Source organism: Bradyrhizobium sp. Leo114 (assembly GCF_055229415.2).
In genome coordinates this window covers 493,536-516,041 of the sequence record NZ_JBUYEN020000001.1, presented here as the reverse complement: position 1 = coordinate 516,041, position 22,506 = coordinate 493,536, and the positions used below count along the sequence as shown (strand labels likewise).

The 22,506-nt window shown below is 59.9% G+C and carries 23 protein-coding genes; 11 read left to right on the top strand and 12 right to left on the bottom strand.

From position 1 onward, the window contains the following. Nucleotides 1-168 precede the first annotated feature (168 nt). From ACZIRK_RS02320 to ACZIRK_RS02310, 3 genes are all read left to right on the top strand, one after another. Nucleotides 169-966, top strand: coding sequence for a transglycosylase SLT domain-containing protein (locus ACZIRK_RS02320; RefSeq protein WP_474417438.1), 798 nt, complete (start codon nt 169-171; stop codon nt 964-966). Between the two features lie 512 nt (nt 967-1,478). Next, the gene (locus ACZIRK_RS02315; protein ID WP_463326909.1) at nt 1,479-2,933 is read left to right on the top strand and encodes an amidase family protein; all 1,455 of its coding nucleotides are present in this window, start codon (nt 1,479-1,481) and stop codon (nt 2,931-2,933) included. 16 nt (nt 2,934-2,949) lie between these two features. Further along, complete coding sequence (locus ACZIRK_RS02310; protein WP_463326908.1) at nt 2,950-3,534, top strand: TetR/AcrR family transcriptional regulator; 585 nt, start codon at nt 2,950-2,952, stop codon at nt 3,532-3,534. 257 nt (nt 3,535-3,791) lie between these two features. Here ACZIRK_RS02310 and ACZIRK_RS02305 read toward each other — a convergent pair whose 3' ends face one another. From ACZIRK_RS02305 to ACZIRK_RS02295, 3 genes are all read right to left on the bottom strand, one after another. Then, nucleotides 3,792-4,079, bottom strand: a complete 288-nt coding sequence (locus ACZIRK_RS02305; RefSeq protein ID WP_463326921.1) for a GDCCVxC domain-containing (seleno)protein — start codon at nt 4,077-4,079, stop codon at nt 3,792-3,794. Nucleotides 4,080-4,249: 170 nt separating this feature from the next. Next, on the bottom strand, nt 4,250-4,810 hold the full coding sequence (locus ACZIRK_RS02300; protein WP_463326907.1) for a YkgB family protein: 561 nt from the start codon (nt 4,808-4,810) through the stop codon (nt 4,250-4,252). A gap of 359 nt (nt 4,811-5,169) precedes the next feature. Further along, a complete protein-coding gene (locus ACZIRK_RS02295) occupies nt 5,170-5,439 on the bottom strand; it encodes a hypothetical protein (RefSeq protein WP_463326906.1) in 270 nt (89 codons plus the stop codon). Nucleotides 5,440-6,294: 855 nt separating this feature from the next. Here ACZIRK_RS02295 and ACZIRK_RS02290 point away from each other — a divergent pair. Beyond that, nucleotides 6,295-7,842 carry an efflux RND transporter periplasmic adaptor subunit gene (locus ACZIRK_RS02290; protein WP_463326905.1) on the top strand — a complete coding sequence of 516 codons (1,548 nt, stop codon included), beginning with the start codon at nt 6,295-6,297 and terminating at the stop codon, nt 7,840-7,842. Beyond that, entirely contained in the window at nt 7,839-9,446 is a 1,608-nt protein-coding gene (locus ACZIRK_RS02285) for a DHA2 family efflux MFS transporter permease subunit (RefSeq protein ID WP_463326904.1), read from the top strand. Before ACZIRK_RS02290 ends, ACZIRK_RS02285 begins: the two co-directional genes overlap by 4 nt. Nucleotides 9,447-9,788: 342 nt before the next feature. Here ACZIRK_RS02285 and ACZIRK_RS02280 read toward each other — a convergent pair whose 3' ends face one another. Continuing rightward, nucleotides 9,789-10,259 carry an ion channel gene (locus ACZIRK_RS02280; RefSeq protein WP_463326903.1) on the bottom strand — a complete coding sequence of 157 codons (471 nt, stop codon included), beginning with the start codon at nt 10,257-10,259 and terminating at the stop codon, nt 9,789-9,791. Nucleotides 10,260-10,905: 646 nt separating this feature from the next. Beyond that, the gene (locus ACZIRK_RS02275) at nt 10,906-11,136 is read right to left on the bottom strand and encodes an MGMT family protein (protein WP_463326902.1); all 231 of its coding nucleotides are present in this window, start codon (nt 11,134-11,136) and stop codon (nt 10,906-10,908) included. Nucleotides 11,137-11,461: 325 nt separating this feature from the next. On the opposite strand from ACZIRK_RS02275, the gene ACZIRK_RS02270 reads away from it, so the two are divergent. Further along, nucleotides 11,462-12,130, top strand: a complete 669-nt coding sequence (locus ACZIRK_RS02270) for a CBS domain-containing protein (protein WP_028169068.1) — start codon at nt 11,462-11,464, stop codon at nt 12,128-12,130. A gap of 60 nt (nt 12,131-12,190) precedes the next feature. Here the strand turns inward: ACZIRK_RS02270 and ACZIRK_RS02265 are convergent, their stop codons facing one another. Beyond that, the gene (locus ACZIRK_RS02265) at nt 12,191-12,340 is read right to left on the bottom strand and encodes a hypothetical protein (RefSeq protein WP_463326901.1); all 150 of its coding nucleotides are present in this window, start codon (nt 12,338-12,340) and stop codon (nt 12,191-12,193) included. 455 nt (nt 12,341-12,795) lie between these two features. Between ACZIRK_RS02265 and ACZIRK_RS02260 the strand changes: the two genes are divergently transcribed. Together ACZIRK_RS02260 and ACZIRK_RS02255 are read left to right on the top strand one after the other, a co-directional pair. Beyond that, on the top strand, nt 12,796-12,996 hold the full coding sequence (locus ACZIRK_RS02260) for a hypothetical protein (RefSeq protein WP_028169070.1): 201 nt from the start codon (nt 12,796-12,798) through the stop codon (nt 12,994-12,996). 828 nt (nt 12,997-13,824) lie between these two features. Then, nucleotides 13,825-14,640, top strand: a complete 816-nt coding sequence (locus ACZIRK_RS02255; protein WP_463326900.1) for a hypothetical protein — start codon at nt 13,825-13,827, stop codon at nt 14,638-14,640. Between the two features lie 27 nt (nt 14,641-14,667). On the opposite strand, the gene ACZIRK_RS02250 is transcribed toward ACZIRK_RS02255, so the two are convergent. From ACZIRK_RS02250 to ACZIRK_RS02230, 5 genes are all read right to left on the bottom strand, one after another. Beyond that, nucleotides 14,668-15,090: a Rap1a/Tai family immunity protein gene (locus ACZIRK_RS02250; protein WP_463326899.1), complete on the bottom strand. Its 423-nt coding sequence runs from the start codon at nt 15,088-15,090 to the stop codon at nt 14,668-14,670. A 376-nt stretch (nt 15,091-15,466) separates the two neighbouring features. Next, complete coding sequence (locus ACZIRK_RS02245; protein ID WP_433994576.1) at nt 15,467-16,165, bottom strand: hypothetical protein; 699 nt, start codon at nt 16,163-16,165, stop codon at nt 15,467-15,469. A gap of 91 nt (nt 16,166-16,256) precedes the next feature. Further along, nucleotides 16,257-16,448, bottom strand: a complete 192-nt coding sequence (locus tag ACZIRK_RS02240; protein ID WP_027577737.1) for a hypothetical protein — start codon at nt 16,446-16,448, stop codon at nt 16,257-16,259. A gap of 194 nt (nt 16,449-16,642) precedes the next feature. Next, nucleotides 16,643-17,239: a protein-S-isoprenylcysteine O-methyltransferase gene (locus tag ACZIRK_RS02235; RefSeq protein WP_130227127.1), complete on the bottom strand. Its 597-nt coding sequence runs from the start codon at nt 17,237-17,239 to the stop codon at nt 16,643-16,645. A gap of 5 nt (nt 17,240-17,244) precedes the next feature. Continuing rightward, nucleotides 17,245-18,477 (bottom strand): hypothetical protein, encoded by a 1,233-nt coding sequence (locus ACZIRK_RS02230; protein WP_463326898.1) that lies wholly within the window; start codon nt 18,475-18,477, stop codon nt 17,245-17,247. Nucleotides 18,478-18,678: 201 nt separating this feature from the next. Between ACZIRK_RS02230 and ACZIRK_RS02225 the strand changes: the two genes are divergently transcribed. Together ACZIRK_RS02225 and ACZIRK_RS02220 are read left to right on the top strand one after the other, a co-directional pair. Next, nucleotides 18,679-19,410 (top strand): SGNH/GDSL hydrolase family protein, encoded by a 732-nt coding sequence (locus ACZIRK_RS02225; protein ID WP_463326897.1) that lies wholly within the window; start codon nt 18,679-18,681, stop codon nt 19,408-19,410. A 177-nt stretch (nt 19,411-19,587) separates the two neighbouring features. Beyond that, nucleotides 19,588-19,905: a hypothetical protein gene (locus ACZIRK_RS02220; RefSeq protein WP_463326896.1), complete on the top strand. Its 318-nt coding sequence runs from the start codon at nt 19,588-19,590 to the stop codon at nt 19,903-19,905. Between the two features lie 62 nt (nt 19,906-19,967). On the opposite strand, the gene ACZIRK_RS02215 is transcribed toward ACZIRK_RS02220, so the two are convergent. Beyond that, nucleotides 19,968-20,966, bottom strand: coding sequence for a helix-turn-helix transcriptional regulator (locus ACZIRK_RS02215; RefSeq protein WP_463326895.1), 999 nt, complete (start codon nt 20,964-20,966; stop codon nt 19,968-19,970). Nucleotides 20,967-21,351: 385 nt separating this feature from the next. On the opposite strand from ACZIRK_RS02215, the gene ACZIRK_RS02210 reads away from it, so the two are divergent. Continuing rightward, on the top strand, nt 21,352-22,350 hold the full coding sequence (locus tag ACZIRK_RS02210) for an aldo/keto reductase (RefSeq protein WP_130227132.1): 999 nt from the start codon (nt 21,352-21,354) through the stop codon (nt 22,348-22,350). The last annotated feature ends 156 nt before the right edge of the window (nt 22,351-22,506 follow it).

The window sequence follows — 22,506 nt, the reverse complement described above, 5'->3', positions numbered from 1 at the left end:
GCGAGAGTTGCTGATGCATTCAGCGCCATGCCGCTTAATGTGACGAGGGTCCTGACAAACGCCCTGGCAGCATTGCCGGCCCCGGTCCTCGAGGCGAAATTCGATACAAGGTCATCGGCTAATGCGATCGTTGCGGAGGGATTCAGCGCCGCGGCGCCGGACGCGGCGATGCCGTCCGATGTGACCAGTTCGCTGCGGCAACGACGGATGTTGCACGCCAGTGCCAGCCTCGAGGCTGTGCCGCCCGAGAACGAGGCGACGCTACGACAGGGCGGTCCGCCTGCTTCGCCCAATCCGGACGAAGGCAAACAGTCGTATCTGAAGTATTATGTCTACTCGGAAATTCCGCCGCCGGAGAAACCCGCGAAGATCGCCTTGTCGGCGTTGAGCGGCGTCCCGCTCGGAACGCCCGTCCAGGAGATCGAACGCGCGGCCAAGGCGTTCGATGTCGATGCCAATTTCATGAAGGCGGTCGCCAAAATCGAATCCGATTTCGATCCCAGGCAACGCACTGGCTCCTATATCGGTCTGTTCCAGCTGAGCAAGGCTGAGTTCGGCAAATACGGATCGGGCGACATCCTCAATCCTCGCGACAACGCGATGGCTGCCGCCTACAAGTTCGTCACCGAGGCTGTTCTATTCGAAGTAATAACTCACAAGCAGCCGACGTTTTCCGATCTCTACCTGATCCACCAGCAGGGCGGAGAAGGAGCCGCCGAACACGTCAGCCATCCGCAGCGGATTGCCTGGAAATCGATGTGCGCAACCCAGGAGGGCTCGGCGAAGGGCGAGCGATGGTGCAAGCGCGCTATCTGGGGCAACACGCTGCCGGCGGTCAAACGCGAATGGAAGTCGGTCGATCGCCTCACCTCGGGCGCGTTCGTGGCGATGTGGCGGGACCGCGTCGACACCCTCTATGCCCGCTATCCGGCGCCGACGCTAGCGACGGCCGAACGCTTGAGATGACAGTTTGCGACCGCCCACACGTCGTTTCGTCGGGAAGGTGTGTCGGCACTCTTGGGAGTCTAGTCTCCGACGCAAAAGTCATGGGCTCAGCCTACCGGCCGTGACCATTGCGTCGGCCTGAAGTAGGCCAGCAGTCCCGCCGCCGGGAATGCTTGAGCAAATAGATGGCGTGGCTCCCGCAATCTGAGGAGCCCTGCGATCACTATGACGACGATGAGCCAGGTCTGTGGTTCGTCGAAACGAGTGATTGCCCCGGCTCAATCAATCGGCATCTTCCATGCTGAATGAGTGCGTAAGAGCGTGCTCGGCGGCGTGCACCCGCATGCTTGCCTTGGCTGCCGTTTGGCCGCTGCTGCCGGCGTCTCACCTTTATGTGTCTGGCGACGCCACATCTCCGCGAAGATTCCTATTGAATTACGATCGTAATTTTATATGATAATCGTAATTACATCGAGCTAAGCCGCCGTTCATGGCAGTGAGATGCCGCGTCTCAGCTCTCTTGCGAGGATTTCATGGACGACACAACCGCCACTTCACGCCGCGCCGCATCGCGAGACACCGCGGACCTGGCCTCCCTTGGGCTCGCAGCCGCTGCAGCCGCAGTTCGTAACGGCGACATCACGTCGGAGACCTACACCACGGCGCTTCTGCAGCGCGCCGGAGCGCTTGCCGAGCTCAATGCCTTCATCACTATCGACGAGGCCGCCGTGCTGGCGGCCGCGCGGGACGCGGACAAGGCGCGTGCGGCCGGGTCGGTGGCGCCGCTCCTGGGCGTGCCGCTCGGGGTGAAGGACAGCTATTTGACGAAAGGGCTGCCTACGAGCCTTGGTCTCGACGGTCTCGCTCACTTCGTGCCGCGGGAAGACGCGGACGCTGTCCGCGCCATCAAGGGGGCGGGCGCTCTGGTCTTCGGCAAGAACAACCTCGTCGAGATGTCCTACGGCTTGACCGGTCACAATGCCCGCTATGGCCAGATGAAGAACCCATTCGCCCGCGATCGCGTGTCGGGCGGCTCGTCGAGCGGATCCGCCGCATCCGTGGCCGCCGGCATCGTTCCCGCATCCTTAGGGGGTGATACCGTCGGGTCGATCCGGGTGCCCGCATCGCTCTGTGGCGTAGTGGGATTCAAGCCTACGACCGGGCGATGGCCCCGCAATGGCGTTGCGCCGATCTCCCATACCCTCGACACGACGGGCGTGTTCGCCCGCAGCGTTGAGGATTGCGCTCTTATGGATCAGGTGGTGACCGGTGAAATGGCCGCGGAGCCATCCGGGCGCGGATACGACGCGAAGGGGACCCGGCTGGCCTACGCACCGCGACAAGTTCTCGATCTGGTCGACCCGGAAATCGAAGGGCGCTTCCGCGAGGTGGTGCGTCGGCTGCGGGACGCCGGCGCCGAGGTCGTTGAGGTCGACCTTGGCGATGACTTCGGCGCCCTTACGCAGACAGCGACATGGAGCATCTTCTTCCATGAGACGATGGGCGCGATTTCTGAGTTCCTTCGCCGCCACGATATCCCGACCACGTTCGAGGAGATCATCGAGGGACTCAAGCCCGAGCTTCGTGACACGTGGAGACATGTGGTCTTGCCGGAAGGTGCAGGCGCTATCTCCGCAGAGGCCTATCAGACCGCACTGGCTGTGAGCCGCCCGGAAATCCAACGCCGGCTCGACGAGGTGTTCGTCGCCCGAGGGGTGCAGGCCATACTGCAACCGACGACGCCCTGCACGGCGCCTTTGATCGAACAGCAGACGAACTTCCAAATCGCGGGGCGGCAGGTTAGTCACCTTACCCTGGCGAACCACACCGTGTTGGCGAGCAGCGTGGGCCTGCCGGCTATTAGCCTTCCGGCTGGCCTATCGCGCGGCGGCCTCCCCATCGGCCTTGAACTGGACGCCTCCTTGGGGAGTGACGGGACGCTCTTGGACCTTGCACGCCGGATCGAAGGCGTCTTGTCGGCAGGCTAGGGAACGAGAAGGAACAATGCGTTTCGAGAAGGGTCATAAGGCGGCGACGCGACGGCACATCGTCGATGTGGCGTCGAAATGCTTTCGCCGAGACGGCGTCTCCGCCGCCGGGATCGGCGGGGTCATGGGCGAAGCCGGCCTGACCAAAGGGGCATTCTCTCCGCACTTCGACTCCAAGGAGGCGCTCGTTCGCGAGGCGCTGGCGAGCGCGCTCGCCGACCAGCAACATCGCCTCGATGAAGATCAGCGAAGGGGCCTCGATCTCGAAGGCGCGATCCGGAGCTACCTGAACCGCGCCCACCTTGAAAACCTGGCCGCGGGGTGCCCTTCGGCGGCGTTGCTCCCGGAAATCGCCCGCCAGCCCTCGCCCACCCGGCGGGCCTACGAGGAGGCGCTGCGAAGCTACGTTTCGACGCTGGCTGCACTGCTTCCAGATGCCGGCTCCGCAAAGAGCGTCCGCCGTGCGACGGCCATCTTCGGCCTCATGGTGGGCACCCTCCAGTTCGCGCGGGCCGTGCCCGACACTGCCCAGGCGGAGCAGATCCTGGAAGGCGGCGTCGAGGCTGCGCTGCAGCTGGCGCGAACGCCGTCTCCCCCATAGTCGCGAGTTCGGAGCGCATGAAACGTGGCCCCAGCTCGTGAGCTTGAATCACAACCGTCAGGTCAAACACGATGCTCGGGCCGGCAACCGTTTTGGAGCAAAGCGGCCATCAAGTGGTAGGCAGAGCCCGCGGAATCGGTCGAAAATGACCCACAACGGACCTCGTGCGGTGAACAGCGTTCCGCTATCAACACTGAGAGAGCTTCCCCCAGCGCGTTCTGTGGCCCACCATATCAGCCCGCTGCCACCGAGGATGATCACGCCCAAACAAACCCACCAAGTATGCCGATGGTGACGACCTCCGCACCAAGCACCATCACGGGTACGGTCATGGCGAGGTAGTAAGGTCCGATGTATCGGCAGTGTGTACGAGTACAGCTTCGCGCATTCAGCATGCGCGCTGTGCCCATCCAGATGAGGGCGATGATCCAGATCACGGACTTGGGCTTTAGCTTTGTGCCGTAGCCGGTGCATTCATAGAAAAACTGACAGGCATCCGTCGGCATAATCTCGACTTTCGCGACGGCGCAGTACGGACAAGTGATAGTCGATTGAAAAGCATCGGATCAGCTCTTGGGTGTGGACGGATAACTAGCCTTCGTGGTGGCCGAGGTTAGTTGGTTCACGTCGGCGTTAGCGTCGTCATAAATGACCGTTGCCGTCTTGTCCTTGTAGGACACCGCAACCAGCGCCCCGGGTAGACTCTTTGATCTTTTCAATTGTCTGCCAGTCGGAGCGCACCAGCCTTCAGTTCGGAAGATTGCAACGCGCGACCCGGGGTGACGATCCGTTTAACGTCTTCCTTCAGGAGGTAGACTGAGACGGCGAGCAGCACGAGATCCTTCAAAAGGAAGGCCGAACTATTCGTCATCGCTGGAAAGCCTCCGGCGCCAGCATCCCACGCGTCCGGAACGAACGGAAATGCCGTGAAGGTAGCGATGAAGGTGAAGGTCGAACCGAGGGCGCCGAGCATGCCCGCTTTGTTGTTCCAGAAACCCAGAAGCAGCAACGTGCCAAACGTCCATTCTGAGGTGCCGAGAAGAATGCCGGTGCCGCGAATGCCCAACACCGGAATCGTCCAGGAGATAAGCGGGCCGTGGGTAATTATGGGCAGCAGTCCTCTGATCTCCGATTCGAACCATTTGTCGTACCCGAACCATGCGAAGATGATCACCATTGCGGCGCGGAGCAGGTGATAATCGACCTTCAGGAGGCCCGTGCGGCCGAGAAGCTGAGCGATAGCGTTCATTGGATTTTTCCTCAACGAGAAGGCCAAGCAATCCTCGGGATCGCACTCCGGAGCCAAGGTCGCATCTGGCTGATGACGACGAATGTCACCATAAGCGCGCGACTGAGATTGATGAGGCTTTACAGGCTCAATTATATGCTCCATCGTCTCGGCCGGAGGACTCGGTGACCTGAGCGGCGGTGCCTGACCCAATCACCATCAAGTCATATGTTTTCATTGCGATTTCCTGTCGCCCAGAGGTGGAAAAGTAGACCCTGTAGTAACTAAAGGAGCAATGCCTGGAATTGCTCTTGCTTGCTCCCAATGCCTGCCGCTTTGGATTTATCCAGCGTATGCGAGAGGTTCTTCACCTGATAGCCGCTCATCTCCTACCCAACGGCGTGTCCTCAACGTTTGGGTGCGGGACGCCGATTGCGGACTTTTTCACCGTTTGTCAGGAGCTGATCGTACAATTGGTCGATCTCGCGCGCCTGATCGGGCGTGACATCCTCCCGATGCAAGCCTCTCAGTTCATGCTCGGTTGGCTGATAATTGTGCCCATTGCGAATCGGCCATGATCCCTTGCGGAGTGACGAGGCGTCCTCTGCAGATCCAATGTTTGCCAGAAATAACGACGCCAGAGCCAATGCGACCCCATAGACAAACTTGCTTGACATGGTCCGCTCTCAAGCAGCTATCGAGCTCAAATGTAAACTCGCCTCGTCAGCGAGACGAAATCAATACCGAACCTCTATCAACTTGCTCGGCAGTTTGACATCCGAAAGATCCGATCAAGACGCTAGCCCGTCGTTTTCAGTAGCATGCGACGACTTCAACGCCTTGGCTTTCGAAAAACAACGATCTTTGTTCTCTAAGCACGTCAAACAAGTACGTGGCGAGCCTCGCTCAATCGAAGTCACTCGATCATCTAGCGCGGCCGAAGGCGTGCCAAGGCGGCGCGACACGTTCACGTTCGGCACAATCAAGGCCCGTTCGGGCGCCACCCATTTCTGGCTAGGCCCGAGGTTGCCAGTCTACGAAACGGATAGGGCGCGCCAGTCAGACACTTCAGATTTTGGCCCATGGCCAAAACCCGGATTGAAGATTGCGACGTCAGCTTACTGGGTAGACCGGACGGAGCTTGTGGGGCCTTCGTTCGCCGGCCCCTGACCCATCTCGGACATGAGCTATCCGTGTGTCGTCAACAAATCGTTCAGTAATGCTGACCAGTTCATGACGGCTGAGAAAGTCGCGTGGCGTGCTATGCTGGCGTTGGCAACGAAATGCCGACGAGACGGCGGGCCTTATCACGCTCTCACCAGCGGGGTTGCGCCTGGCCCTTTAGCATTCGAACCCGCTTTTCGAACCTGTTCTGCGGTCATCGACACAGGGGAGGGGGACTCATGAAGATCGTCATGATCGGCGGCACCGGCCTGAACGGCTCGAATCCGTCGCCATTCTGCGCCAAGGCGGCCATGAGGTCGTCGCCGCCTCAACCAAAATTGCACTGAGCGAAATCGTTAGGAGCTGCGATGCCTACCGAGATGACCGAGCATAGCGGCGAGTCAAGTTCGGTCGACGCGCCCGTGACAGCCCAAGTCGGTGCTGCAGTCCATCGTGACGGCAAACCAGATACTGCTTCAAAACCCCTGCCACCGGCGAATCAACGGTTCACACCGCGGCGAAAGTTGCTGATCGGTGTGGTCGGCGCTGTGGTCATTGCGGCCGCGGTTTATGCCATCCCCTGGATCCGGTTCGTGCTCAGCACGGTTTCGACCGACGACGCCTTCGTGAACGGACACGTGACGTTCGTCGCTCCCCGTGTCCGCGGTCAGGTTGCCCGGGTTCTGGTCGATGACAACAACCGTGTGCACAAGGGAGATCTTCTCGTTGAACTCGACAAGGAGCCATTTCGGGACGCGGTCGCCGTGAAGAAAGCGGCCGTCGACACCGCCCAGGCGGATCTCGACGCGACCCGGGCCACGGTGCGGGGCATCGAAGCACAAGCCATGAGCCGGCGCTGGCAATTGCAACAAGCCATTGAGAACGTCGAAAACCAGATAGCCCTGCTGCATGCTCGGGTCGCCGCGCTCAAGAAGGCGAAGGCGACACTTACACTCGCGCAGCAGGAGTTCGACCGGACAGCGCGCCTGGTCGTATCTGAGACGGCGAGCCGCGAGCTCTATGATCAACGTCAGGCGTCGTTGTCGATTGCCCAAGCGGGTATCGTCCAGGCATTGGCGGATGTGAATCAGGTCCGTGTCTCTTTGGGCCTGCAGACGCAGCCCGAAGACAGCGCGGATCTCGACCGGGTGCCGCCCGATCTCGATCAGACGTTTTCTTCGGTCCTGCAGGCGCAGGCGGGGCTGATTCAGACTGCGGCTGAACTCGGCGTTCTGCATTCGTATAACCAGACTCCGAAGCAGATGCTCGAGGAGTTCTATAAGCTCGATCCCAAAGGCGACGTCAACCGCACGTTCGATCGGCTGGCCGCGGAGGCGCCGGCCGTCAAGCAGGCCGAGGCCAAGCTCGCTGCCGCCAAACGCGACCTCGCTCTGGCTGAACTCGACCTTCGCTATTGCGACGTTGCCGCGGAGATCGACGGCGTTGTCACGCGCCGCAACGTCAATCCCGGCAATGATGTCCAGGCCGGGCAGAACTTGATGGCGCTCCGCTCGCTCAGCGAGATCTGGGTCGATGCCAACTTCAAGGAGACGCAGCTGCGCGATTTGCGCATCGGTCAGACTGCTGATGTCTATGTCGACATGTACGGCGACAAACAGGTGTTCAAAGGCCGGATCGCGGGCTTCACCATGGGGACGGGATCGACGCTCGCGTTGCTGCCGCCACAGAATGCCACGGGCAACTTTGTCAAGATCGTGCAGCGGCTCCCGGTCCGGATCGAGCTTGAAGGATACGAACCGGACAAGAACCCTCTGTTCATCGGCACGTCGGTCGTTCCCTACGTCTATATCAACGAGCCGCCCACTGGACCCGATGCTGGGAAGTTCCTTCAAAGCAACTTACAGCCGTCGTCGGCCGCCGCTTCGTCCACGAGCGCGCAAGGCGCCGGCAAATGACCGACGCGGTCCTTTCACCCGCCAGATCCCAAACGGGGGTAAATCCCTGGGTGGTGGCCGCGATCGTCGTGGTGCCGACCTTCATGGAGGTGCTCGACACTACCATCACGGTGGTGGCGCTGCGATACATCGCCGGAGGTCTGTCGGCCACTGTCGACGATGGCGAATGGGTCATCACCAGCTATCTCGCCGCCAACGCCATCATCCTGCCGATCACCGGCTGGCTTTCGGCGCATCTCGGTCGCCGCAACTACTTCCTGCTGTCGATAGCTGTCTTTACCCTCGCTTCCGGATTGTGTGGAATGGCGACCAGTCTCAGTCAGCTGATCGTGTTCCGCGTCCTGCAAGGCTTGGCGGGAGGCGGTTTACAGCCATCCAGTCAGGGCGTGCTGCTGGACGCCTTTCCGGTGGAGAAGCAAGGCACAGCGATGACGCTGTTTGGCCTGGCCGCCCTCCTAGCGCCGGTCGTCGGCCCCACTCTTGGCGGTTGGATCACAGACAGTTATTCGTGGCGATGGGTGTTCTATATTAACGTCCCGGTCGGTCTCCTGGCGCTTGCTGCCTGTTATGCCTTGCTCCGGGATCCGGACTATCTCACCAGGCAGCGAATGGAGTTGAAGCGGCAGCCGTTGCGTTTTGACACGCTCGGCCTGTCACTCCTGGTGATCGTCATGGTCTCCTGGGAGGTGATGCTCAGCAAGGGACAGGAGTGGGACTGGCTGAGCGATCCATTCTGGCGGGTGCAGACGCTGGCAATCCTTTTCGTTGTGGGCCTAATCGCTCTGATCGTCTGGGAGTTGCGCCACCCGAGTCCTGTGGTCAATTTCCGGCCCTTGCGGGAGCGAAACTTCGCCTTGTGCTGCCTCATCATCTTCTTCGCTTTCGCCGTCCTGTATGCCGCCAGCACATCATTGCCGGCCCTGCTGCAATCCCTGTTCGGCTATGATGCGCTCAGCGCCGGATTGGTGATGTCGCCGGCCGGGTTCTTCGCGGTCCTGGTCATGCCGTTTGTCGGCCGTGCACTTGGCCGGGGGACTGATGCCCGGTGGTTGCTTGCCGCAGGCCTGTTGATCATGGCGGTCGGCAATTACTGGATGTCGCAGATGAACCTGGAGATCAGCCCCGGCCAGGTTGTCTGGCCTCGGGTCATGCTGGTCGTCGGACTCTCGATGTGCTTTGCGCCTGCAAATGTGGCGGCCTATCTCTATACGCCACCATTGCTACGTGGAGCGGCTGTTGGCTTGCTCAGTCTGCTGCGCAACGAGGGAGGCAGTGTCGGGACGTCGATGGCGCAGACGATCCAGGAGCGCCGCGACCAGTTTCACGTTCTGCGCCTCGGTGAGTCCCTCGATTCCTTCAACGCGACCGTTGCCTCCTTCCTCGATCAGGCGCGCGGGGTGTTCCTGCAGCAGACCGGCGACCCGTCTGCCGCACAGCAGCTGGCCTGGCAGACGCTTGAGAACTTGCGGCAGCAGCAGGCATCGTCACTTGCCTATTTCGATGTCTTTATGGTGTTGGCGGTGGTGACGCTGGTGCTGGTGCCCCTGGTGCTGCTGATGAAACGTTCGGTGGCTGAGAAAGGCGCTCAGATCGGTCACGAATAAGGTGTGCATGCGGGATCCCGCGTGTCGACGAGGTGACGGAACGATGCCGCCTATTGGCACGAAGCCGCCGATCCGGGATGTCCGCAGTTCGGTCGCGAACGGGGGTAAATCGACATGCCCCGAAACGCCGGATTCGCTAGCGATTGACCCCACCGGACATAAGTGCGCGCCCTCCGATAAGATCCGGCGGAGAGGAGACAAACTCATTTCTGGACATGGAAGCGTGCGGAGCCAAATCGTTGATACGAAACTACGGCTGCAGGCGCTGGCGGGGATGCACCTCCGGGGCGCTCGCTACCCGCGGCGACGTATCGCCCAATTGGCGAACGCTCCGACGAACATTTAGTGCCTGAGATCCTCAAACCTAGCCAGAACCAACCGTTGTATAACAGCAAAGACCATCGCGGCCGAAACACCGAACATCAGCGCTCCATTCGTCGCCTCCAACGGTCCCAGCAATCGCCAAGACGGGGTCAGAAGCACATCCCCGTAACCTAGTGTCGTGTAGTTGACCGCCGAGCAGTAGAAGGCGATCCCGAACTCTTGAAATTCTCCACAGAGGACGAGTAACGTTGCCCATAAAGCGATCTCGATCAGGTGGGCTACGAACGCGAACGATATCACCAGTGTGAGGATCGCAAGATCGATCAAGGCGCGGGCGCCTGCGTGCCCTCGTTTCCTCTCGTAGCGAAAGAGGTTTACCGTCGCGACCATAGCGAGCGCATGGACGAAAATCGTACATACGACTGCGCCTACGCCAACGACCAAGGGAAAAAGAATCGCGAATTGATGATGTTGCGTCATCTTTTCCATCACCATATCCTGGCCCACAACGGATTCACGACGCGTGGGACTGGGACGAATAACGTACGGACCGCTGTCACCCGGGCAGCCGTACGGACAATTCAAACGTTAGCAGATTATAGGACAACCGAATCGTGCCGGCGTTGTTTGTCATCGTTAGGACGGAATTAAGGGAGGGGCGACGCCTTAAAGGCGGCACGTTAGTGCAGTGGTCAACTCAGCAGAGGAGGACAATGAACAGTCCGCCGTCATTGGGGGATCATAGTCGCCATTCTTGCGTGCAATGATCTTGAAGCATCTGAGTGTTTGCATCGTCGTCCATGTCGGCCGGAGACGTGGAAAAGCCGATGACCCGCTGCCCGTGCAGCCAACAAGATGCGAACCAGTCATCAACTTCAAGGCTACAAGAGCGCTCGGGCCCACTATTGCAGACAAACCGCCCGTAGTCGGAATAGGTCTTACTTTGCCGCGGTGCATGAGTCCGCATGTGGCCCGTCGGAGACATGCGGACCGCTATGATGAATGTCCGCATTCGAGGTCAAAGCGGAAAAGATGGGCTCACTCTGAGTTCTTCTCAGTTTGACCCAAAGCAGCGGTAAAGCGCGCTACGTCACGTCCTTCCGCGATACAGCGGTGAAGCTCCCTGTCAGGCGGATCATTGTTGGGTCGGCCGACGGCGCGGACGAACGTAGCCGCGCATTGAGCCGTCGCTTGCAATAACGCGATGACACGGGATCGATGGGTCGTAATTCGTGCGCATGATGGCACCAACCGCGCGTGCAGCTTTCGGATTGCCGGCTTTAGCAGCGACAGCTTTGTACGTCATGGTCGTCCCCTTTGGGATCTTGCGTACGATGTCGCGGACCTTATCTGAAAACGTTTTCATAGGCCGAGTGTAGCACGTTTCTCAGAAGGTTTTCGCCTGTTTACTTTCGATTGGAACGAGCGCGTCGCGTTGGCACGGAAGATTCGACCTGACGTGCCGGTGTTAGTTTCGAAGTGCGCGCGGCCGTCTTAAGGGTGCGGGCAGCTATTGGCCCATCAGCGAAGTGGCGATACCCTCATTGAGGTCCGCTTACTGGGGCGAGCGGGCTAGATTTACTCACTCTGAGTTCTTTCGCATCTTGAATCCCGACCGGACATGCTTCCTGCGGGGCTGCAATAAGTCGGCGCGCGTGGTAGATTTTTTGCCCCGAACAAGGGAGCCGGACATGCAGGCGCGGGACGTGATGGTTCGTGGGGTTATCTCGGTTGGCCCCGATATCCCCGTTCAAATCGCGGCCAATGCGATGGTCAGTAACTGCGTCAGCGCGCTCCCGGTCATCGATATCCGCGCGAAGCTGGTCGGCATCGTTTCGGAAGGCGATCTGATCCGGCGCGTCGAGATCGGCACCGAACAGCGCCGTTCCGGAGGGAGCGAAACACTCATGTCCAGCGACGCCCTGGCGAAGGAGTTCGTCAAGTCGCACGCCAAACGGGTCAGCGATGTGATGACGCGTGAGGTGATCACGGCGCAGCCGGAAACACCGTTGCGGGAAATCGCGAACTTGATGGAGAAGCACAGCATCAAGCGGGTGCCGATCGTTCAGGACGAACTCGTGGTCGGTATCGTCAGCCGTGCGAACCTGTTGCAAGTCTTGGCACGCGCCAACGACGATACGGATTGGGTTGAAAGCGACCGCGTGCTACATCAACGCTTCGTCGACAGCATCAAGGATCAGCCGTGGGCGGGCAGACCCTTCAACATCATTGTCAGTGACCGCTGCGCCGATCTCTGGGGATTTGTCTACAGCGTGGATGAGAAGACCGCCGTTCGCGTTGCGGCCGAGGCAACGCCAGGAATAGAATCGGTATCGGATCATTTGGGCATCGCGCCCTGAGGCAGATGCTGGCCCGACTCGTGACGAGTGCGCGCCCGTCTCTGGTAACGACGAAGCCGCTCAGGTCGGATCGCGCTGAAAATAGACCCGGCTTTCGACCGGCATGAAGGTGACAACAGAGCCGTGCTGCGCCGCGAACGTCTCGATTTTTCTTCTGCCGTCCCGGTCCGTTTCTCCGAACGCGTATTGTGCGCCCTTGTTCGAGAACAAGATGCTCGCCTCGGCAGACGTGATCCAGCCCCGCTTGCCCGGTGAGAATTTCGACAAGGAGCGAGCAAGCGCGCCCTCGGTTGTTCCGTCGAGCCTCGTGGCATCGGGCGGAGCGGGAACGGCCCCAAATATCAGTCGGATAAAGCTTCTTATTCCCATCTCGGCTCTGCTTCTCCAACATCCAGGGCGCGCTGCTGCACGGGTGCGCTTTTCACGGAGATGGCTGGCTCAGAAACAGGACGCCTACGCAGAATGGTGATGCAAGCCTATTGGTTCCCGTTTGATTTATCTCAAGCAACAAATGACGGCGCGCCGTCGCGCGGCGCGGCCCGCCGGTGCGTTAAACTCGCTCCACCCCTATATTCACTGTGAACTGCGCGTGCCGCTGTACGGCCTCCGCTGCGCCCTCGACGATTTTCGGCGGTTGGGCAAAGCGAAAGACAAGAGCGAGGATCATGAAATCCCTGTTCAAATGGCTGTTCTTCGCGTGTGGCTGGATCGGCTTGCTTGTGAACCTGGTGTTCGTCGCCGTGTCCTTCACGCGCGACGTGCCGATCGAGACCTCGGCGACCGAGGCCGCGCTTGAACTACTCTGGGTCGGCGGCGTCACGTTCTTCGGACTCGGCGCTCTGATCCTTAACGGCGAGCACGAATAGGGCGCACCGGCACGAGATGCCTGACAAACGACAAGCGCGCCGGGGAAAGCTTGATTGCGGCCCGGTCATAGTCGCGGGTCCAGTGGCAGGGGTGTCACTGGCCGTACCGTAGTATGACCTGGCGCTTCAGCGCCAGGTTGCCGGTTCGCAGGGAGGATTGTTCCAGGCGCCTCCGGCAAACTGGCCAACGTCTGGAGCCCGGATGCAGTGAACGACGCGGGAGGGGGCGATGACTGCGCCGTTTCTGTCATACCACGCCGCCCTGCCGCCTGAGCGCCAGGTTGCCGGTTCGCAGGGAGGATTATTCCAGGCACCTCCGGCAAACTGGCCAACGTCTGGAGCCCGGATGCAGTGAACGATGCGGGAAGAAGCGACGGCTGCGCCGTTTCTGTCGTACCATGCCGCCATCGCCGGACTAGCGAACATGGCCACAGCGATCAGTGCTGCCGAAAAGAGCTTACTCATTGCGTCCTCCTTTGATTTGGCTCGGGCCTCGGACGAATAAGTGTCTGGAAAATTTAGAGCACCGACCTGGCCCGAGCGATGCTGCACCAACAACCTGAGTGAACCTAAACGTTAGCGCTGCTCCCCAGCGGCGGACTATGCATTTTCGGCAGTTGGACGGATCGGCGTCCCATTTTTCCGGCCCAAAGCTGTTCGCCGGCCGTAAACATAGTTCCGCCTCGTCGGCAGTGTTAAAACGCAGGGACAGTTTGGGGGGGAACTTTCTGCGAAAAGCATCTGTCTCTTGTTGAATGTTAGCTCGCCGTAGCGCAGTGCGCGGATCGCTCTCAGGCGGGTGACGTTGCGTTTGATACGGAGCACCAAATGGATTCCACGCTGGACGGCAAACTCGCGGAAGGGCAGGTCGCGAACCTGCAGGAGCAGATTTCGAACCTGTTGGCGCGCGAAGCGGGAGTCAATCGTTCGGACCCGCCGACCAGCATTGGTCCTTCGCCCTCGCCGACCAGCATGAAGCCGCCTCGCGCCCCCCTGGCAAGGATTCATCGAGCGGCGGATTGGCGCCATGTGGTTTTCGTCGGTTCTCTGTTGGCAGCATCCTTTGGTGTCGCTACCTGGTGGCGGTCGTCCTCCGTTCATACGGAGACGATGGCCTCCTCAGACCCAGCACCTCTGACACAGACCGCACCGAAAGACGCTGCGCCGACCAATGTCGCGCCGACTCCGGTCGTCCCGTCGTCCGACTTGGCGCAGCAGCTCCAACCGATAGCGCGCGATCTCGCTGCCTTGAGGCAAGCGCTCGAACAGCTCGAGGCGGCGCAAGGGCAATTGGTCCGCGACAACGAAAATGTCGCGAGCCAACTCAAGGCGATCCAGGCAGAAATGGCACGCAACAACAATATCATCGATCAGATCAAGGCGGCCCAGATACAGATGGCGGGCGAAAGCGCGACGGTCACCGAGCGGCTCAACGCAAGCCAGGAACAATTGGCCCGCGTCATCGCCAACACTTCAGAGCCAAAGATCAGCCCCGAAGAGCCGAAGGTGACGCCCGAAATACCAGTGCCGCGTCCACGGCCATCGACCAACGTCGCCCAGACGCACAAGCCGACGGCCACCCCGGCGCGGCCGCAAGCCAAAAATCCGCAACCGTCATCGGTATGGCCATGGTCAGTGCGCTAGGACGTCAGCGAGCCAAAAGGGCGCTTTCTATTGTTTGGGTTTTTTCGGCGCGCGCTTTTTTGGTCCAGCCTTAGGGGACGAATCGGCGTCGTCCCCCTGGCAGGGCCAAGTATCTCTGAATGCTTCGATAGCGACGGTGATCCCCGGTTCCTTCGCTCGATCCGGATTGTTATCAAGATATCGCAGAAGGACCTTGGCGCCCTGCAATATGCTGCCTTGCGCGGGCGGGCATGCACGTATGTCAGCCGGCAGATTCGGTGAAAACAGCACTGCAGTCTCGATCATTCCCTCACATGCGCCGGCGGACCGAGCGTCGTCCTGATTGCGAAACGAGTTCTGAACAAGCAGCTCGCAAGATCTCTGCGCGTCGGTTCCTTTATCGACAACCGTGGCGCTTGCCCCTCCGATGACCGAAAGGACCAGGCCGGCAACAATGATATAGACCCGCATTAACGTCCCCGAACCGGCGCAATAGCTTACGCGCACTTGATTTGCCGTAGTGGAGCCGCCGCCCGCGCCGTTCGAGGCGGCTCGAACGGCTTAGCTCAAAACAAGGGTCTGATCCATCGCCTCCAAATGCGGGCGACGCTAACTAGAGTGTGATGATTTTTCTTCGAATCATCATCCCGCTCTGTCTTTTGCTTGAGCATGATCTCCGCGCAAACGCTTCGCGTTTGTCGCGAGGTGTACCGATGGGCGCATCCGATCAAACGAGGCGCACACGAGTGTCGCGTTTCCTCCAAGGAAACCACTCGCTTGAACTCGTTGAAGGGCGCGCGGCTATCCAAACGGTCAGGAAAGCTGGATGAACTCAATACGGAGGAGTCTAGCTCCGATCGGATTCAAGCTGCACCGTTTTCCGTCCACCGTTCAGCTCTCTGAGCTCGTTTACGTATTCCTCAGGCTTTAACAGATGAAACGGAGCCTTCAGGCCCATAAAGGTCGCTATGCGGCCGATAAAGAAGGTGCAGTTGGTGGTTGCCGCATTCCATAGCGGCGAGGTCTCCTGGAGATGCTTGATGTAAGCAAAGACCTTCTTGGCGTCAGCCTCGTTCAAATAGACACGATAGCTCGCCGTCAAATATTGCTCGTCAAGATCGCCATAGCTCGCCCCTGTTTCAGAGGGAACAAATACGAGGTGTCCCAACATGTAGGGCAGCGTGTCGCCAGCCGGAGCCAAACCCGCGACCTCGACCTCCTTTTCGCTCGTCTTTCCGTACCAGACGAAGGCATGACCGTAGGATGCTGCCGTGCGGGCACGAAAATCGACGTAGTAGGGGCCTCTGGCCGTAGCTCTTTGGATCGGCTTAGCGTCTGACCTGGCAGGCGGGGCACTGGGCGTAACCGCAGCCATGCTCTCAGCATGCTTGGCTGCCGGTTTAGGGGAAGCGTCCCGTTGCTGCTGGTCGGAGCGCGCCGCGAGCTGTTGTGCACTCCCGCTCCCGGCCCCCAAGCTCACGGAGGCCGCGAGCACCGCGACCCCAGCAAGACGTTGAAGACCTGGATATTTCCGAGTCATTCCCAGCATCTTCGAATCCTCGCGAATCAAAGATCGGATGCCACAGCTAGTCGATTTACCTCAAACGTGCGCCGTCGGCGCACGACCAGGTACTAGATCAACCTTTGGTCACGACCGGGGCCGCAACCGGATACTTGCCTACCGGGCTCTTGCCGACGGGATATTTGCCCAAGGGATATTTGCCGACCGGCGCAGCTACCGGCTGAGGCTGAGGCCGCGGGAGGTCAGCAGCGGCTGCTGTTCCCACGAAAGCTAGAGAGGCGACACCGAGGATCACGAACTTCAACATCTTAGTCTCCCACTGAATCAGGATACCGTGAAATTCACCCGTCAACAGATAGCCCGACGCTCGCCATGGCAGCAACAATTAGACTGGGCAATTAGCGGTCGCAGCAGCCGTTTGTTGTCAGATGTTGCGGAAATGGCACGGAATTTGAGGTGTTTGGAACCCGGTCGTTTGTGGTTCCCCAGATCCGATACCTGTCAGGACCTGCTTCTGAGTACTGGCGGGAACACCCGACCCGTCCGCGCCATATACGCGCGATAGCTGTCGCCAAAGGTCTCCAACATCATTCGTTCTTCTCGGGCGACGCGGCCAAAGTACAAGATCCCGAAGCCGGCCAGGCCCGCAAAGCCGGCAATCCAATTAGGCAGCAGCAGCGCCTGGGCGATAGCCCACAGCCAAAATGCCGAATACATCGGGTGTCGAACTCTCCGATAAATCCCTTCCGTCACCAGTTTATGCTTCTCCCGCACATCGAGACTGATCGACCAGTTCCGTCCCAGCGCACGATGCGTCAGGTGAAACATACCCAAAGCCGCAATCGCAAAGAAAAGCCCGAGCCAGGCGAACAAGGGATGAAAGCTGTAGGCGGCAAAACGAGGTATCGCTGTCGCTACGTAGAGGAGCGGCACAAGTCCAAGTCCTGTAAGAGATATGAGCAGCAGCGCAGTTTCCACCGGGCCGCGGGCGCTCCATACAATCTTTTCGCGGCGAGAGCGCCGCGCGTACTTGTAGCGTATGAGGTACCAGCCGATCGCCAAGGCGACGAAAATGGCTTTAGAGATGGTGGGCGTCATTTGAATCAGGCTGCCGCGCCCGGACTTCCCAGCAGTTCGCTTTCCGGCAGCGGCGCGCTCGCAATAAGTCCTCCGTCGCCAGCGATCATGGACAGGGCGCCATCCGGAGCGAGCGTCTGGGATTTAGCCGAAACAGGCCCGCATGTCAGCATAAAGTAATCGTACGATGTTCGCCTGTCATTTCCACTGACGAACTGGTTGTGCAAACGGAAGAAATGGAAGCGGATGCGTCGATATATGTCGTGGTCAAGCATTCGACTGAGTTTCACGATCCTGACGGTCGTTTCGTTTTCCGTCGACAAGCCCATTTCGGCCATCGGCCGGCTTTTGTAGAAGTTCAGGGGATCGATGAGGGCCTGATAGTCGCCCCAGAAGATCGCGCGCGACTTGGCGACGCGTTCCATCGCCGTGCGAAAGCGTATTGCCTTCGGGTGCAGGCCGACCTTGAGTATGGAGGATCCAACGCTCAAGAACGTGACCGGCGTTTTGTTCCCACCGAGCGCCGGCTCCAGCTTCAAAGCGCGATCAAGCAGACCAACCGCAAGCACGGCGCCAAGGCTGTGCCCCAAGACCAAAATTTCGTCTGCGGCAACGTTGCTCGCCGCAGCCACGAGCTCGCCGGCCAACCTGTCCAGTCTTTGCTCGATTTCTAGATTGCCGTATCGAATGTACTCGCGAGAAAAAATCCAATCATCGAACAGGTCGCCCAGGTGCAGCCAGCGCCACGGACCCGCCAAGGCGGCAGCGAACCCGAAAAGACCGCCACCAGCAGCAATGGCAATCGATCCGGTGATTTTGAATGCAAACGCGCCAATCAAGAAGGCGGCCGCGACGAGCAGTCCGAACATGACGAATGGATAGAGAAAGAAACCTGCGTATCGCCAGTTGGTCAGCGAGTAACGCCAAAGAGTGCCGGAAAAAACGAAATCCAGAAACGTGAGAATGCCGACGGAAATGCGTGAGCCAATGCTTCGACGCCCGAAGGCCTCGATGACGTCATCCCACCGGACCAGACGGTAATCGGTTTCGACCAGCCAATCGGGGCCGGTCGTCGTCACATTCCATCCAATCTGATCGGCGGTATCGCGCAAACCGTCGACGGTCGCTTTCACTGACCAGGTACGTTGGAACCTGGCAATTTCGCGCACAAAGCGTCGTTGCGCGCTGAGATGCGACGTGATTGGATCATAGCCGCCAATATGAAATACCAGCCGCTTCGCTACAGGCTTTCCGATCATCGTCTCGCCTGCGACTATCCGCGGTTTCGACTATCCGCGGATTCATCGTGTTGCTCGCTGTCCACGCGTCAATTGTGATTGCACCGCATAGCGAAGCGTCTGATACCAAGGGTTGTCAAGAGAGAATCGACCAATTATTGGGGGAAGATGTTGACCTGTTTTGCCCTCCGTGCCGGAACCGCTCGACCAATAGCGTCGATCGTGGCGGCCTTGCTTATCGGATTGTCCGGCAGTGCGCCCTCTCAGGCACAGGACGAGTTATCATCTGCGGAGAGATGCCTTTCGGCAAATTTCAACGTCTCGCTGGGTGCACAATTGCCCCGCACGGCGGCGCGTTTGAAATCTGGTGAGCCGCTGAAGATTGTGGCGATTGGATCATCGTCAACAGTGGGACTCTGGGTGCTTAGGTCCGCCGCCACATATCCGGAGGTGATGCGTCGAGAGCTCTCGAGACTTAGATCCAATGCCACGATCGAGGTCATCAACAGCGGTCGAGTCGGCGATACGATTCCAAACAACATCGCACGCTTCCAGCGGGACGTTTTCGCGTACACGCCCGATCTCGTTATCTGGCAGTTGGGTACTAATGACGTCGCCTGGGGGGGCCGGCCGGGCGAAGGGCTCAAGAGAAGCGTTCTTGAAGGGGTTAGGGCACTTAAGGCAGGGTCCTCGGACGTCGTGTTGATGGACATGCAATATGCGCCACAGGTGCTCGCTTCCGCCAGCTACTCGACGATGGAGGGCATCATCGTCGATGTCGCAAAACAGGAAAAGGTCGGGCTATTCTCTCGTTTTGCGCTGATGCGAAACTCGATCACTGCTGGGGTTGCGCAGAGCGAACTCGTGACGTTTGACGGATTGCACAACACAGCCGACGGTTATGACTGCATTGGACGAGCCCTTGCCCGAGCCATCTCGACGAGCGCGCGTTGACAGGCCTGGCTCGGCCGAATCGAACGCTGTGCCTCCGCATGGCCTGGGCGCTGGCGGGGACCGCGGCTCCAGATGCCCGAGAACGCCAAAAAGACCAAATTCTCCTCGACGATCACCGCGACGGCCGCTCACAGTGGATGACAGCAATTCGCGCTGACGCTGTCAGGAGGTGCGCCCATGCACCATTATCTCGGCGAACTTGTTGACGTATTACTAGTGCTTGTCGCTGCGTGGATGGTGCTGGCCGTCACCTTTGTTATCTACGCATATTTCGCACGTCTTAAGTACCCGGTGAGCGAATCGGTCTTTGGACGTGTGGTCGTCATTTCCTTCTTCATCATAACCACTTCGATTTGGCTCCCTATTATTGTGGGCGCGCTAGCCCTGTCGCTGGTCGGTCATTTGTGGTCTCGCTTCAAGACAAGGCCACATGTCGACAGCGCCAGCCGACACCGATCCTGCAGCACAGATGGTGCTGATCGGCTGGGGTCATGACGTCCCGTTTAAAATGCACCGTCACCGCAATTGGAATCGGCCAGAAGGCGATGCCGACAGGCTTACACGTCAAGCCCGCGTTCTCGGCGGCCTCGCCGGCGCACTGTGAGGGGGCGCAGGATCACTTCTGCTCCCGCATGGGTCGATGCTGCCCGCACTCCTGATGGCGTCTCGCCGAAGTTCCGGCGGAACATGCGATTGAAGTGAGAAACGTCACCAAAGCCGACTGCAAACGCGATATCGATGATGGCCAAATGCAGATGGTGCGGGTCAGTCAACATCGCGAAGGCATGCTCAAGGCGGCATCCTGCAAGATGCTCGGTGAACGACTTTCCGGTCCCCTCGAGCAATTTTTGCACGTATCGCCGCGACATGCCGAGCGCCCCGGCGACATTGTCCAGATCGAAATTGGGATCGCTGAAGCGTTGCGCGATCTCAGCCAGGATCGCCTGCAGCCTGGCTTCCTTCACACCACGGTCCGTCACGATGTTTGCAGCTTCGGCGGTCGGCCCGAGCGTCGCGGCCACGAGATCGAGCAGATGTATGCCGATGGTGGAGGCCAGCTCGGATGACGGAGATTCTTTGAGGTATGCGAGCGAGCGCAGGTAGCGGTCGAGGAGTCTAAGCGCAGGTCCGGCAGGCACCGGCCGACCCGATAGATCTTCCGGCTGCGCAACCAGAGACCTAAGAGCGGCAGCCTGCACGACCACGAATCTGACTCTGGCGCCACGCGGCCCAAATACGCGCAGCGGCCTTCCCCGGTCAATCAAGCAAGCGGAGCCGCCATCATAGACATGCTCCTGGCCTGCATTTGCGAATTGGACCGGTCCGGTCTCGACGATGTTCAGTCCGAATTGGTCACGGCTATCCTTGAGGTGGTGTTTGTGACGGACAAACTCCACCGGCGTTGCGGCCACGCCACAAAGGCCGACCGCGCCGAGCGGCAAGTAGGTGACGTCGATACGCGGGCGCCCGCCGCTGTGATCTATCACGTCCAAGGCGAGGTTCTGCCGTGCAAACTCCTCACGGAACGTGGAGAGCCGCGCGCGCTCCGGCAGCATCTCGGTCGACCATCGCAAAAGGTGAGATGAGGTTGGCATCTCGGCCTCTCGTTTCGAGGCCCCCTCAAGAAATCATATCGGACCGCGCTCGCTGCATGTGTGAAATGGATTACAAAGGGGAGGTAGGCTGCGCGACATGACCGAGCGCGACGCGCTGCTCGCTGCACGGGATGAGCTGGTGCGCGCCCCGCGCAGATTGCGGCGGCCAACGAGACCGCAGCTTTCTTCATTTGCGAGAACAACCAGCCTTTAATGGCGCTACGTGCTGGCCGCGGTCAGAGAGCCTGCAATTGAAAAGTGAGGGCCAATCACCACGCGGCAAATGTTGCGGTAGAGTAGCCGGCGTTCGACATTGCATAATCTTCAACCGGCCGGAGGAACAGCGATGCAATTGCGGGTCTTTGGGCGCACGGGAATGCAGCTTTCGGTGCTGGGCTTCGGCTGCGGCGCGGTGGGCGGGTTCATGGTGCGCGGCGATCCCGTCGACCAGGAGCGCACCGTCGCGCGGGCGATCGCCGCCGGCGTCAACTACTTCGACACAGCCGTGCAGTACGGCGATGGTGAATCGGAAAAGAACCTTGGCCGCGTCCTGCAAAGGCTGAAACCGGCCAATGTGGCCGTCGGCACCAAGGTCCGGTTGCCGCCCGGCGAGTTTGGCCGGATTGCGGACGCCGTCAGGATATCGCTCGAAGGCAGCCTGGCGCGACTGCGTCTTGACCGGGTCGACGTCTTTCATCTGCACAATGCGATTACCGGGAACGGGGGCGGATCGGCGCTGAGCGTCCGGCAGGTGCTCGACGACGTGGTGCCGGCGTTCGAGCGGCTGCGTCAGCAGGGGAAGATCCGTTTCCTCGGGATGACGGCCGTCGGCGACACGGCGGCGCTGCAGCAAGTGATCGATGCCGGCGTCTTCGACAGCGCTCAAATCGTCTACAACATGCTCAATCCATCTGCCGCCGACGATTTGCCGCCGAGCTATCCGGCGCAGGACTACGGACGATTGTTCGATCACACCAAGGCCGCCGGCGTTGGCGTCGTGGGCATCCGCGTACTGGCCGGCGGCGCGCTGTCGGGCTCAGCCGAGCGTCATCCGATTGCGGGTCCCGCGCCCGAGCCGATCGGTTCGGCGATGAGCTACGATGCCGATATCGATCGCGCACGCCGTCTCATCGCGCTGGTCACGGAGGGGTTCGCGGCGAGCCTGACCGAAGCCGCCACGCGATTTGCAATATCCCATCCGACGATGGGCACGATCCTGGTCGGCATGGCGACGCCGCGGCAGTTCGAGGACGCACTCGCAGCGGTCGAGAAAGGGCCACTGCCGCAAGCTGCGCTCGACAGGCTGACAGCACTGCAGCAGGCATTTTCCGGCGAACCACGATGATCGTTGCCGGGCCACACTCCTTGCCTACCGTCCGAAGTCCGATTATCAGGGCAGTAGGTCGAGGCAAGTGCGCTCGGCGCCACCGCTATTTAATTACAGGACCGACAGGATTTCCTGTCATTTTCAAGGTCCAATCGAATTTCTTGAGCGAGTGCG

Excerpts from the sequence above, each read along its gene's own strand:
- ACZIRK_RS02250 (WP_463326899.1), bottom strand. The coding sequence starts at position 15,090 with ATGCGGGTCTATATCATTGTTGCCGGCCTGGTCCTTTCGGTCATCGGA.
- ACZIRK_RS02285 (WP_463326904.1), top strand. The coding sequence starts at position 7,839 with ATGACCGACGCGGTCCTTTCACCCGCCAGATCCCAAACGGGGGTAAAT.
- ACZIRK_RS02295 (WP_463326906.1), bottom strand. The coding sequence starts at position 5,439 with ATGTCAAGCAAGTTTGTCTATGGGGTCGCATTGGCTCTGGCGTCGTTA.
- ACZIRK_RS02210 (WP_130227132.1), top strand. The coding sequence starts at position 21,352 with ATGCAATTGCGGGTCTTTGGGCGCACGGGAATGCAGCTTTCGGTGCTG.
- ACZIRK_RS02310 (WP_463326908.1), top strand. The coding sequence starts at position 2,950 with ATGCGTTTCGAGAAGGGTCATAAGGCGGCGACGCGACGGCACATCGTC.
- ACZIRK_RS02235 (WP_130227127.1), bottom strand. The coding sequence starts at position 17,239 with ATGACGCCCACCATCTCTAAAGCCATTTTCGTCGCCTTGGCGATCGGC.
- ACZIRK_RS02320 (WP_474417438.1), top strand. The coding sequence starts at position 169 with ATGCCGTCCGATGTGACCAGTTCGCTGCGGCAACGACGGATGTTGCAC.
- ACZIRK_RS02280 (WP_463326903.1), bottom strand. The coding sequence starts at position 10,259 with ATGGAAAAGATGACGCAACATCATCAATTCGCGATTCTTTTTCCCTTG.
- ACZIRK_RS02315 (WP_463326909.1), top strand. The coding sequence starts at position 1,479 with ATGGACGACACAACCGCCACTTCACGCCGCGCCGCATCGCGAGACACC.
- ACZIRK_RS02255 (WP_463326900.1), top strand. The coding sequence starts at position 13,825 with ATGGATTCCACGCTGGACGGCAAACTCGCGGAAGGGCAGGTCGCGAAC.
- ACZIRK_RS02260 (WP_028169070.1), top strand. The coding sequence starts at position 12,796 with ATGAAATCCCTGTTCAAATGGCTGTTCTTCGCGTGTGGCTGGATCGGC.
- ACZIRK_RS02240 (WP_027577737.1), bottom strand. The coding sequence starts at position 16,448 with ATGTTGAAGTTCGTGATCCTCGGTGTCGCCTCTCTAGCTTTCGTGGGA.
- ACZIRK_RS02220 (WP_463326896.1), top strand. The coding sequence starts at position 19,588 with ATGCACCATTATCTCGGCGAACTTGTTGACGTATTACTAGTGCTTGTC.
- ACZIRK_RS02275 (WP_463326902.1), bottom strand. The coding sequence starts at position 11,136 with ATGAAAACGTTTTCAGATAAGGTCCGCGACATCGTACGCAAGATCCCA.
- ACZIRK_RS02230 (WP_463326898.1), bottom strand. The coding sequence starts at position 18,477 with ATGATCGGAAAGCCTGTAGCGAAGCGGCTGGTATTTCATATTGGCGGC.
- ACZIRK_RS02270 (WP_028169068.1), top strand. The coding sequence starts at position 11,462 with ATGCAGGCGCGGGACGTGATGGTTCGTGGGGTTATCTCGGTTGGCCCC.
- ACZIRK_RS02290 (WP_463326905.1), top strand. The coding sequence starts at position 6,295 with ATGCCTACCGAGATGACCGAGCATAGCGGCGAGTCAAGTTCGGTCGAC.
- ACZIRK_RS02215 (WP_463326895.1), bottom strand. The coding sequence starts at position 20,966 with ATGCTGCCGGAGCGCGCGCGGCTCTCCACGTTCCGTGAGGAGTTTGCA.